General features: G+C 43.7%; 8 protein-coding genes and 2 pseudogenes. 9 read left to right on the forward strand and 1 reads right to left on the reverse strand.

The window, feature by feature from the left end; translation table 11 throughout:
- From WN50_RS26865 to WN50_RS26875, 3 genes and pseudogenes are all read left to right on the forward strand, one after another.
- Positions 1 to 216: HNH endonuclease (locus WN50_RS26865; RefSeq protein WP_049561269.1), on the forward strand; the 216-nt coding region annotated here is incomplete at its 5' end.
- A 68-nt stretch (positions 217 to 284) separates the two neighbouring features.
- Positions 285 to 1,133: pseudogene (locus tag WN50_RS26870) on the forward strand (RNA-guided endonuclease InsQ/TnpB family protein); the annotation flags it as partial.
- Positions 1,134 to 1,191: 58 nt separating this feature from the next.
- On the forward strand, positions 1,192 to 3,039 hold the full coding sequence (locus WN50_RS26875; protein ID WP_046278868.1) for a 3'-5' exonuclease: 1,848 nt from the start codon (positions 1,192 to 1,194) through the stop codon (positions 3,037 to 3,039).
- 98 nt (positions 3,040 to 3,137) lie between these two features.
- On the opposite strand, the pseudogene WN50_RS26880 reads toward WN50_RS26875, so the two are convergent.
- Positions 3,138 to 3,549: pseudogene (locus WN50_RS26880) on the reverse strand (IS1 family transposase); the annotation flags it as partial.
- Positions 3,550 to 3,675: 126 nt separating this feature from the next.
- Here WN50_RS26880 and WN50_RS26885 point away from each other — a divergent pair.
- From WN50_RS26885 to WN50_RS26910, 6 genes are all read left to right on the forward strand, one after another.
- Positions 3,676 to 4,995: a sensor histidine kinase gene (locus WN50_RS26885; RefSeq protein WP_046278867.1), complete on the forward strand. Its 1,320-nt coding sequence runs from the start codon at positions 3,676 to 3,678 to the stop codon at positions 4,993 to 4,995.
- Positions 4,996 to 5,669: 674 nt separating this feature from the next.
- The gene (locus WN50_RS26890) at positions 5,670 to 6,368 is read left to right on the forward strand and encodes a rubrerythrin family protein (protein WP_046279991.1); all 699 of its coding nucleotides are present in this window, start codon (positions 5,670 to 5,672) and stop codon (positions 6,366 to 6,368) included.
- A 141-nt stretch (positions 6,369 to 6,509) separates the two neighbouring features.
- Positions 6,510 to 6,950 carry a QcrA and Rieske domain-containing protein gene (locus WN50_RS26895; RefSeq protein WP_046279992.1) on the forward strand — a complete coding sequence of 147 codons (441 nt, stop codon included), beginning with the start codon at positions 6,510 to 6,512 and terminating at the stop codon, positions 6,948 to 6,950.
- 249 nt (positions 6,951 to 7,199) lie between these two features.
- Entirely contained in the window at positions 7,200 to 8,357 is a 1,158-nt protein-coding gene (locus WN50_RS26900) for a nucleotidyltransferase family protein (protein ID WP_046279993.1), read from the forward strand.
- Between the two features lie 54 nt (positions 8,358 to 8,411).
- On the forward strand, positions 8,412 to 11,099 hold the full coding sequence (gene priA / locus WN50_RS26905; RefSeq protein ID WP_046279994.1) for a primosomal protein N': 2,688 nt from the start codon (positions 8,412 to 8,414) through the stop codon (positions 11,097 to 11,099).
- A gap of 419 nt (positions 11,100 to 11,518) precedes the next feature.
- Positions 11,519 to 11,716: an NblA/ycf18 family protein gene (locus WN50_RS26910; protein ID WP_046279995.1), complete on the forward strand. Its 198-nt coding sequence runs from the start codon at positions 11,519 to 11,521 to the stop codon at positions 11,714 to 11,716.
- Positions 11,717 to 12,269: the final 553 nt, after the last annotated feature.

Here is a 12,269-nt window from a genome sequence, read left to right on the forward strand (position 1 = left end):
TATCTATTAAAGAAACAAAAAGGACGCTGTACATACTGTGGATTACACTTCCAAGATGGAGATCTACTAGAAACCGACCATATCATCCCTAAATCAAAGGGTGGTAAAGACAACCGAGATAACAAGCAGTTACTCCATCGACACTGCCATGACCTTAAAACTGCAAAGGATACAACTGGTACTCAAGACAAAGAGCCATTGGAGAGAGGAGCGTAATGAGGTGAAAGTCTCACGTTACGTTCTGAAGCCGAGCCAGAATGGTGACATATCTGGCTTAGGGCAACCGTTCTGCCTTTAAATGGAAGGACGGGCAACTGTGGTTGGCAAAGTGTTCCGAATTTCTGCAGGTCCGATGGAGTCGGACTCTGCCAGAAAACTGTGAACCTTCTACAGTCACAGTAAGACTGGATGCTTCTGGACGCTGGTTTGTCTCTCTGTTGGTTGAAGACCACACAGTAAAGGTACTGCCTCAAGTTGAGAAAACTGTCGGGATTGATGCAGGCATCACCTCCTTGATTGCAACCAGTGATGGGGAGAAAATTGTCAATCCTAAGCATTTCAAGTGCCTTCGATACAAATTGAGGCAAGCTCAAAAAGCATTGTCTCGCAAGGTTAAAGGCTCTAACAATAGGGAGAAAGCAAGGCTTCAGGTTGCCAGAATCCATGCAGCCATTGCTGATACCCGTAAAGATTTCCTTCACAAGCTGACGACTCGATTGGTGCGTGAAAACCAAACGATTGCTGTCGAAAACTTGGCTGTGAAGAACATGATGAAGAACCATAAACTTGCACAAGCTATTGCCGATGCAAGCTGGAGTGAACTGGTTCGTCAGTTGGAATACAAGTGCCAGTGGTACGGTCGAACGTTGGTTAAAATTGACCGTTGGTTTCCTAGCTCTAAACGCTGTGGACACTGCGGTCACGTTGTTGATAAATTGCCGCTTGATATTCGGGAATGGGATTGTCCAGAATGTGGGATGCACCACGACCGAGACATCAACGCCGCAAAGAATATTCTCGCCGCAGGGCTTGCGGTGATAGTCTGTGGAGCGAGCGTAAGACCTGATGGGCATAAGTCCAAAGGGCAGTTGCGAAAAACCAGTAATGGAAAGAAGCAGAAACCTAAATCGTGAGGTTTAGGAATCCCTCGTCTAGCCGCGAGGGAGGATGTCAATATCCAGGGGAGCGAAAATGGCGTTAATGATTCCCGAAGCCGTGCCTTCCGATGCCAGTCAGGGAGAGAAGCGGTTATTTAAAGTCTTGCGGGATGAACTGCCCGATGATTTCTTCATCTATTACGAACCCAACGTCAAGGGTTTATTTCCCGACTTTATCATCCTCAGTCCCGATTTAGGATTATTGATTCTAGAAGCTAAGGGCTGGAGTGCCAGTCAGATATTAAAAGCTGACCATCAAATCTTTGAAATTTGTACCGATAGCCGGGTAGAGAAGTGCCAATCTCCGCTCAGGCAGGGCAAGGGATATCTTGACGCTTTGATGAATAAACTCAAGGATTATTCGATTCTCTGTCAGGATGAAGGCGAATATCAGGGTAAGTTGGCGTTTCCGATGGGCTGCGGCGTCATTATGACCAACATGACCGAAGCTGAAGCTACCGACGAGAATATCTATGCTTTGCTAGAAAAACCCCAGACCGTTTATCGGGATGAACTAGAAGAATGGAACAGCATGGGAGAACGGGAGTTAATTAAGCGCTTGGAGTCCATGTTCACCGTCCGCTTTAAGTTTTGGGGACTGGAAGATGACCAAATCAGCACCATCAAGGGAGTCATTCACCCGGAAGTGCAAGTCAGGGAAGAACCCGCCAAACCAACGAGCGCTCCCAAAAAGCAGGTTATCCAACCGAACGCAACCATTATCAAAACCCTAGACCACAAACAGGAACAGTTGGCTCGTTCATTGGGAAGCGGTCATCGACTATTCTGCGGAGTTGCAGGGTCAGGCAAAACATTAATCCTTTTATCCCGTGCCAAAACTCTCGCTGGGGGAGTGTTCAACCAACGGGTTCTCGTCTTATGTTTCAACATCACCCTTGCTGCCTACTTGCGTTCCCTGATTGAAGCAGATAATAATCCCTTGTACCGAGAGCGCATCGAAATTCTGCACTTCCACGATTGGGCAAAATCAGTAATAGGCAGTTTACCAAATCCCAAGAATTACGAAAGCAGTGATGAGTATGACGAGGTGTTAGGCGATCGCCTCCTGAAAGTTCTAGCATTAATGCCACCGGAGGAAAAATGGGATGCTGTTCTCATCGATGAAGCTCACACCTTCTATCCTGCCTGGTTTAAGTGTTGTGCTGCGGCTCTCAAAGACCCAGAAAATGGTGATTTGCTCATTGTCTCCGACCGTTCCCAAAGTCTCTACAATCGCCAGAAGTTTACCTGGAAATCCGTTGGCATTAAGGCACAGGGACGAGTACGCAAACTCAATCGTAATTATCGCAATACCTCCGAAATTCTATCGGCCGCTTGGGATATGGTGCAGTCCCTCTCCACCGATGACGAAGACGACGATGAGGCCTTTCCGTTGGTCGAACCGGAAGCTGCCCTCCGACATGGCAAGAAACCTGTACTTCATCTGGTCGCTGACCGAATGGCTGAAGTTGAAAATGCGATCGCCCAAATTCAGCAGCTACTTTCCGAAGGTTATGAATCGAAAGATATTGCTGTGATTTACCGTTACCTGGGACGCTGTGAAGCCGAACCGTTTGGTTATCTCACTCAACAATTGAATGAACTGGACTTGGGTTGCTACTGGGTTAATGAAAACAAGAAAAACTATAGTCGGCATCATCCCGGCATTAGATTGATTACCAGTAAATCCGCATTGGGATTAGAGTTCAAAGCCGTGATTATCCCCTGGGTTCAACAGTTCGGTGTAGGTAATGAAGCTGAAGCCAGACGGGAACTTTATGTGAGTATGACACGCGCCCAGGACGTGTTGCATTTATTCGGGTCGGGTCAGTTTCCTGTTCTGCGGGAATTGCAAGAATGCGATCATTTTGATGTGGCTTAGAGTCAGTTCACTTCGTTAACTTATTTTAGGATAATTTCTCATGGATAGCTCTAATACAGAAGCTCAAAAACTAGCTGGTAGTAGTGCATAGTAATGATCTAGGTTCGTAAACTAGCATTATAGTGATGAACAAAATACCAAATTGCACCAATATGATTGTCTAGAGATTTTGAGAATGATCAAGTTTTACGTACTAAGCGGGAAACTCTTTGACATCAAGTGTTATTCAATCGCGCGGAATGCGCCCTCAGGCAAGCTCTTGAATTTAATTCAAGAGAACCTGACGGTTCAATATAACTTGTATAACCAGTATCTTTACCAACCGCACGGTGACGCTTACTCGGTAATACTTGTTCGTAAGCTTCCCAAAAATCAGTGTAACAAATAGCGCATTGACGGTAAACTGTCGGAAGTGAATGCCACAATTGCTTTGCTGATTGGCGCTTTGCGATCGCCAATATATACTCCAAGAATTTCTGGTGTTGTTGCGTCAATTGCAAGCCAAATCCAATCAGTTCGTCCATTTTTTACAATTTTTTTGGAGTTACATTGAGGGCAAGGCATACTGCAATTTTTGCACGACACTTCTGATTGTATCATTACTATGCACGACTACCCATAACTCATAACTCATCAATGAAGCCCAACCGTCAAGCCAAAAACTCCGTTAGTCCTCAATTTCAAACCTTACGCTGGCGGTTACTCGGATCGTACCTAGTAATTATGGTTGCTATTCGGCTAATTTCCGATTTATTAGTCTATCATTTTTTTACCCACAGTCTATATCAACAACTCGACAACCGACTGTTCAACCTGGCTCAAGCGGGCGCTCATAGTTTAGTTGCGATCAAACAAGACTCCAACGCAGTTAATGACACCCCTTACCGTCCCCTCGATGGCGATGGAGATCTTGATATTCCCTGGCAAAATCTTCGCAAACCCAATCAAAGTGTAGAATGGTTTACAGCAAATCAAAATCGTTTAGCCTTTTCAGGAATATTATTTTATGACTTCCCTTTAAAACCGGGATTTCATACTTTTGCAGGGGGAACAATACGCAGTTTAATGATTCCTGCTTACAGTTATAATCAACAACAAACCCAACAACTTGAAGGTTATGTTCGTGTGAGTGAGTCTACCGAGTCTGTAGAAGGAGTTCTCTCAAAATTACGTTGGGGTTTAACCTTGGGCGGTTGCGTCGGGTTTGGGTTAATTGGAGTTGGGGGAATGTGGCTGACTCAACAATCTATTAAACCGATAGAACAGAGTTTTAATCAATTGAAACAGTTTACCGCAGATGCTTCCCACGAATTGCGATCGCCCCTAACTGTGATTAAAACTTCGGTTCAAGTTTTAGAAACTCATGCCCATCATATTTATTCTGAAGATCGAGAACAATTTCAGGCAATTATTAGTGCTACAAACCAGATGAGTCGTTTGGTTGAAGATTTGCTATTACTCGCCCGTACCGATCAATTTAATCAGACATCAACTCAACCTTTTACTTTAATTGATCTCAACGAATTGTTAGGAGAAGTTGTTGAACTTTTAGACTTAAATGCAGAAGCTAAAAATATAACCATTCAATTTAATGTACAAACCGATATCAAAGTTAAAGGCGATGCTTCTCAGTTGTTTCGTCTGTTTCGCAATTTAATTGAAAATGCTCTACAATATACACCATCAGGCGGAACGATTACCCTTTCAACTTATAGAGAAGAGAAACTGGTGCGGGTAGACGTTAAAGATACGGGGATAGGTATTGCTCCCGAACATTTACCTTTTATTTTTGATCGTCTTTGGCGAGGGGATACTGCACGAACTTACAGAGAAGACGGTTCCGGGTTGGGGTTGGCTATTGTTCAAGCTATTACTCGCCGTCATGGAGGAGAAATTACTGTTAAAAGTCAAGTTGGGGTAGGGAGTTGCTTTCAGGTGCGTCTCCCAGTAGTCTAGATAACGGTTGAGTGAAACCATAGACTGAACTTATTTTTTAATTTTAGCTTGTGTGGTGTGTTTTTATGTGCGATTCTCCTTCTGAAATTATCCAACGCACAATTGAATATATGTTGGACATCCGAAAACCTCAAAGATATCGGGTTTCCCCGTCAGTAAAGCAAATATTATCACAATTGGACACCTGACTCCGGGGCGGGTTTATCAGAGTTTTTTATGGGAATTACAGGTTAACTCATAACCCGCCCCTACAGGAAACTTTGGCGGGTTTATCAGAGTTTTTTATGGGAATTACAGGTTAATATCATGTTCGGATAATTAGTGATAAAAAACTTTCTCCTTCTCCTCCTCTTTCTTCTTCTTTATTTCCTCCTGACTCCTGACTCCTGACTCCTGACTCCTGACACTTAATTCCTAATGCTTTCAGACAAATTTTTCCATCCTCCCGAGTTCTTTACTTTTTCGATCTAGAGTAAAAACTGTCAACGCCAGACGGGACTTTGCAGCATACAGACTTTGATGCAAACCGGTTGAAAGGGAAGAACCAACCATGATGCGAACTTTCCGAAAATATCATCGCAATCGATGAGCGATCACTAATTTTTTTCGACTGGAATCGCTGTAAAACGATTGATTACTAAAAATACTCAGTCTACCCAAAGGAGAATTTTACCATGATGTTTAGTTATTTGAATCACAAAACCATTGCTGCTATCGTTGCCGTTAGCCTAGTGAGTTTATTTGGTTGTTCTCAACAGCAACCCTCAGCAACTGTTGAACCTTCTGCTGATACTACGAAAACAGTTGTGAGTGAGACAAAAGCCGAAGATCCAAAAGCCGAAACGTTGAAAAATCTACAAGCGGCTTATAATGGTGAATCTAACGCTCATGTTATGTATTTAGAATTTGCTGAAAAAGCCGATGAAGAAGGCTATGGAAAAGTTGCTCGTTTATTTCGTGCGGCGGCTCGTGCCGAAGAAATTCACCGGGATAACCATGCTAAAGTGATAATATCAATGGGCGCAACTCCTGAAAACGATATTGCTACGCCTCAAGTGAGTTCTACAGGAGAAAACCTAGAAAAAGCAATAAAGGGGGAATCCTACGAACGTGATACCATGTATCCTAAGTTTATTTCCCAAGCCAAAACCGCAGGAAATGAAGCCGCCGTTCAAACCTTTACCTACGCCACCGAAGCTGAAGCCCAACACGCCGAATTATACACTCAAGCCCTGAACAACCTCAATGAGTGGAAAGAAGCAACTCAAGTAATTTATGTTTGTGAAGCTTCAGGACATACAACTATGAATGCGGATGAAACTGCAACTTGTCCTCAAAGTAATGCTTCACAACAATTTGAAGAAATTCTCTAACTTAGGTTGAAGAATTCTTTGAGTATTGGTTAAAAAGAGAAACCCAGATAGAAACCCGGTTTCTCTAGCGAAACGGGTTTTTTAAGGTTGGCTTTTCCGGAAGTGTAGATTGTCCTGTTTGAACCTGTAGCATTTTAGTTTATGAAGCGTCGAGAGTTTTTGACTTGGGTTGGAATTGGAGGATTGGCAACTTATTTACCCGTCGCCTTAGCCGCCTGTTCTCCTCAAAAAACAGAATTACCATTAACAGTGAGTGCAACAAATTCAGAGGGATATCAATCGATAGGAACCCTCGATCAATTAACAGAAAAAGGTCAACTTTTAAGTAAAGAATTGGCGATCGGTTCAGTATTAGTCATTCAAAAACCAGATAATCCTCAAGAAGTGATCGCCGTTAACCCCAGTTGTCCCCATGCTGGATGTTCTGTGAATTGGAAAGCCGATCAAAACGCTTTTATCTGTCCTTGCCATGATTCCAAATTTGCCGCCGATGGTCAACTGTTAGAAGGGCCAGCAGAGGAACCCCTGAAACGCTATGAAGCCAAGTTAGAAGGAAAAACGATTCTTGTCAAAGCCGGATAATTCTCAACACCCAACACCTCACTGGTGACTGATGACTGTTCCCTGGTCACTGATACACTGATAACTATTGTAGGGGGGCGACATTGTTCAGAAATGTCGGTAAATTGGGATAGGGAGTATTGATCAGTTCAATTGACTGATCGCACCTAAATCCGACGAGATCGCGGGGAAATCACGCTTGATAGCTCCTGGGGTCAGATGTCCATTGATTAACCATTTACTGAACAGACAAGGGTTGAGGAAGTCAATATGAAAGCCATGATTCTGGCCGCTGGCAAGGGGACACGAGTTCGTCCGATTACTTATACGATCCCTAAACCGATGATTCCCATCCTACAGAAACCCGTGATGGAGTTTTTGGTGGAGTTGCTTCGTAAACATGGGTTTGACCAAATTATGGTGAATGTCAGCCACCTCGCTGATGAAATCGAAAACTACTTTCGAGATGGTCAACGCTTTGGAGTTCAGCTTTCCTATTCCTTTGAGGGCAGTATTGAAGACGGAAAACTGCTCGGAAAAGCTGTGGGTTCTGCGGGGGGGATGAAAAAAATTCAGGACTTCTATCCCTTCTTTGATGATACGTTTATTGTATTGTGTGGAGATGCCCTAATCGATTTAGACTTAACCGCCGCCGTACAGCAGCATAAGGAAAAAGGTGCATTAGCGACTATCATAATGAAATCTGTTCCCCGGAATGCAGTTTCCAGTTACGGAGTGGTTGTAACCGATGACAAGGGTCGCATTAAAGCATTTCAAGAAAAGCCAGCCGTCGAAGATGCCTTGAGTACCAGTATCAACACGGGGATTTATATTTTTGAGCCGGAAATTTTCCAACATATTCCCTCGGGTTGTGAATACGATCTCGGTAGCGACTTGTTCCCCAAACTCGTAGAGATCGGCGCCCCCTTCTACGGGATTACGATGGATTTTGAATGGGTGGATATTGGTAAAGTTCCCGACTATTGGCAAGCCGTTCGCGGTGTATTATCGGGAGAAGTGAAAAATATCTCGATTCCCGGTCAACAAGTCCGTCCCGGAATTTATACGGGCTTGAATGTTGCGGTCAACTGGGATAAAGTAAAAATTCGCGGCCCAGTCTATATCGGTGGCATGACTCGCATTGAAGACGGTGCGGAAATTGTCGGCCCAACGATGATTGGTCAAAACTGTTGGGTTTGTAGCGATGCCTATGTCAGTAATAGCGTGATTTTTGAATACTCTCGTTTAGGCCCTGGCGTGCGTTTGGTGGATAAATTGGTATTTGGACGCTATTGTGTAGACAAAACCGGAGCCTCGATTGATGTTCAAGCAGCCGCTTTGGACTGGTTGATTACCGACGCCCGTCAGATGTTGTCTGAACCCCCAGCAGAACGTCATGCGATCGCAGATATTCTCAGTGGTTCCTAGATACGCCCATTTTGCTAAACTCGCAAACGATCTGCACTTTAACAAACACTAACAATGTCCACGATTACCTTCGATAGCGGTGCTGGACGCGCTAGCGTTCTTCAATCTCATCTCAAAGTTGCTGAAGCTGGTGCATCCTACAATACAAATCATTCTTCAGCGAGTCCTTCACGGGATGAACGGTTAATCGAAGTTTTGGTGGACATTCCGGCGGGACAGTTAAAGTTTCAAGATAGCGAGGAGCAAAAACTTTTTACCTACTTAATTCCTGATCATCTGAATGTTGAACCTGGGGATATTTTGAGTGTACCATTTGGAGCAATGTATCTGGGTGCGATCGCCATTCGTCTAACCACTCAAATTCCTCCGGGTTTGACTTTAGATCAAATTAAATCTGTTGATGAAGTTGTCTGTAAGGGTTTATTTCCGCCTCACTATTGGCAATTGTTACAACAAATAGCGACTTACTACCAAACTCCCCTTATTCAAGTCATTCGCACGGCTTTACCTCCGGGGTTGCTGCGGCGAAGTCAACGGCGAGTTCGGTTGTGTGTAGATAAGATTCCCTCTGGTGTCGAAAATTTTCTGAGTCCTGCGGCTTTGAAAGTATTTAACATTTTACAAGCCCACAAGTCAAAAGATATGAGTTGGGCTGAACTCAAGAAAAAAGTTAGTGGCGATTATTGGCTGAGAAAAGGATATCAAGATTTATTCGTTAGGGGTTGGGTTGAAAGTTATTTAGAGAGTCCCAAAAAAGTCCAAGCCAAGCAACAACTCGCTGTTATCTTGATTGGTGATCCTCACTCAGCAATTGATGTCACCAAACGTCAACAGGAAATTCTACAAATTCTCAAAAGTTGTGGCGGCGAGGCGTGGCTGACTGAGTTTTTGCGCCTCTGTAAGACAACTTCTCCTACCCTAAAAACCCTGGCTGAAAAAGGTTATGTTCTCATTCAAGAACGAGAAAAGCTGCGACTTTCTCAAGGCATCGAACAAACCGCAGATCAACCCAAAACCCTCACTCCCCATCAAACAAACGCTCTCAATATTATTCATAATTTATCGAGTTTTGCTCAAGTTTTACTGCACGGCGTTACAGGTTCCGGTAAAACAGAAGTCTATCTACAAGCGATCGCCCCGATTTTAGAACAAGGGAAATCAGCTTTAGTTTTAGTTCCAGAAATTGGTTTAACTCCCCAACTCACAGATCGATTTCGCGCCCGTTTTGGAGAAAAAATCTGTGTTTATCATAGTGGTTTATCCGAGGGAGAACGCTATGATACGTGGCGGAATATGACACGGGGAGACGCTCAAATTATTATCGGAACCCGTTCGGCTATTTTTGCGCCGCTCTCACAACTGGGCATCATTATATTAGACGAAGAACATGATAGCAGCTTCAAACAAGATCAACCCGCTCCCTGTTATCATGCTCGTACTGTAGCCTATTGGCGGGCTGAAATGGAAAACTGCCCCCTCATTTTAGGTTCAGCAACTCCGTCTTTGGAAAGTTGGGTGGCTGTTCGGGGGCAGCAAGGCAGAGGAACACCAAAGCATCAAAAAAGCCTTGAACTTTTCGATACTCAAAGCCCTACGCCTCATTCTAAATCGCTAATCTCCAATTGCTATTATCTCTCCTTACCGGAAAGAATTCAATCCCGACCTTTACCTCCTGTGGAAGTCGTTGATATGCGCCAGGAGTTGCGTCAGGGAAATCGTTCTATTTTTAGTTCGACGCTACAACAAGCGCTACAACAGTTACAAGATGAAGGTAAACAGGGGATTTTATTTATTCATCGCCGGGGACACAGCACGTTTGTTTCTTGTCGCAGTTGCGGCTATGTGATGGAATGTCCTGACTGTGATGTTTCCTTGTCTTATCATCATATTCAGGAAGACGCGCTGCAAACGTCTCGGCAGGTTGTACCGATGCTTCGCTGTCATTATTGCAACCACACTCAACTTTATCCCCAACGCTGTCCTGAATGTGATTCTCCCTATTTTAAACATTTTGGCAGTGGAACTCAGCGTGTTGTTGAGGAGTTAAGCCGACTGTTTCCACAATTAAGAATAATTCGGTTTGATAGTGATACCACTCGCACGAAAGATGCTCATCGAATTTTGTTAACTCGCTTTGCTGAACGAGAGGCTGATTTATTAGTCGGAACGCAAATGTTGACGAAGGGTTTAGATTTGGCGGGAGTGAGTTTAGTTGGAGTAATTTCTGCGGATGGATTATTACATTTATCCGATTATCGCGCCAGTGAACGGGCGTTTCAAACATTATTACAAGTAGCAGGACGTGCGGGGAGAGGCAATGACCCCGGACGTGTTATTATTCAAACTTATACGCCGGAACATCCGGTCATTCAAGCGGTACAGCGTTATGAATTTGAGGCGTTTGTTGAGCGAGAATTACAACAGCGACAAGAATTGAATTATCCGCCTTTTGGTCAACTGATTGCCTTAAAATTAAGCAGTTTAAATGAAATTGAAGTTGAACAAACGGCTCAACAATTTGCGGATATTCTCCTTTCATCAGCAGAAGAAATCGCAGAAATTGAGATTTTAGGGCCTGCGCCTGCACCTATATTAAGAATAGCAAATCGATACCGTTGGCAGATTTTACTTAAACTATTACCGGGTACTGAAATTAATAGTATTAGTTTAGAACAGTTGGGAGAGGTTTGTCCCACTTCCGTCCGTCTAATGATTGATGTTGATCCGCTTCATCTCGGCTAAAACAAGGCTATAGGCCATAGGCTAACCTATCCCCTGTTCCCTATTCTCTCGTCCTTGTAATCTGTGTTACAACATCGGCAAAAGTTTTTGCTATCTTAGTGGTATGAATCTTTTTTTTCGGGAAGAGTGGTCATTTTGTCAAACTTTTGTTACCTTTTGTAATAATAGGGTCAACGGTATCCGATTCGGATCGTCGTCCCCCAAGTCTCAACTTCGACTAAGCGACAAAATCTGCTCAACTCAATCAAGAGCCTAAATTTAGAAGGTTATGCCGAGGGCTTCTCGGTTAAAAGCCTGTCTGACCGGGTGCTGCCGACAGTCCGGGGTGATGCAGGAAGTAAACATTAACACGGTTTGTACCGCGTTATATCAGTTTTATAAAGCAGTCAAAGTCTCGAAGTTCAATTAGGAGAACCATTATGAACCAGCCCAGCGAACTTTCAATGGAACAGCAGTTCAATCTATCTTCGTTCAAAATGCAGGTGAACCGTATGAGTCACGAACAGGCTCAAGAGTTCCTTGTTAACCTTTACGAACAAATGATGGTGCGAGAAAATATGTACCAGCAATTTCTCAAGTATCAATGGGGACTCGAACCTAGCCCAGAACAACAGTAGAGTCTGATGTTTGCCGTAGGCAACCTCTATCTCTTACTTTTTTCTACCAGAGAAACGAGTTGGGGGTAATGGGGTGTCAACTGGCATTTCCCCAGCGACAACATTAAGAATGTATGACAACTGAAGCGTGTTATTTTGAAAGTCATAAATTAATATCTTTTTGCTATCTGTAAATTGAGTTGATTAAATACCTGCCTGATCTGTATCGTTATTGAAGTTAATTTTTCAACCCTAAACTCTACAAAAGTTTGAAGTTAACTCGACTATGTTTACCTGTTATATCATGTGCGGATAATTAGTGATCAAAAACTTTCTCATAATCCGACTCTTTCTTCTTCTTTATTTCCTCCTGTCTCCTGTCTCCTGTCTCCTGTCTCCTGTCTCCTGACTCCTGACTCCTGACTCCTGTCTCCTCTGGTGACTCCTGACTCCTGACTCCTGACTCCTGACTCCTGACTCCTGACTCCTCTGTCGTTTATTTATAACTGTTCAACCGGACATGATATTAAGGCTTACGTTCTAAAACCGTCTCCATCACACTCACTAGGTTAAG

The sequence above is a fragment of the Limnoraphis robusta CS-951 genome, assembly GCF_000972705.2.

Coding starts and splice junctions, on each gene's coding strand:
- WN50_RS26875 (WP_046278868.1), top strand. CDS start 1,192: ATGGCGTTAATGATTCCCGAAGCCGTGCCTTCCGATGCCAGTCAGGGA.
- WN50_RS26885 (WP_046278867.1), top strand. CDS start 3,676: ATGAAGCCCAACCGTCAAGCCAAAAACTCCGTTAGTCCTCAATTTCAA.
- WN50_RS26890 (WP_046279991.1), top strand. CDS start 5,670: ATGATGTTTAGTTATTTGAATCACAAAACCATTGCTGCTATCGTTGCC.
- WN50_RS26895 (WP_046279992.1), top strand. CDS start 6,510: ATGAAGCGTCGAGAGTTTTTGACTTGGGTTGGAATTGGAGGATTGGCA.
- WN50_RS26900 (WP_046279993.1), top strand. CDS start 7,200: ATGAAAGCCATGATTCTGGCCGCTGGCAAGGGGACACGAGTTCGTCCG.
- priA (WP_046279994.1), top strand. CDS start 8,412: ATGTCCACGATTACCTTCGATAGCGGTGCTGGACGCGCTAGCGTTCTT.
- WN50_RS26910 (WP_046279995.1), top strand. CDS start 11,519: ATGAACCAGCCCAGCGAACTTTCAATGGAACAGCAGTTCAATCTATCT.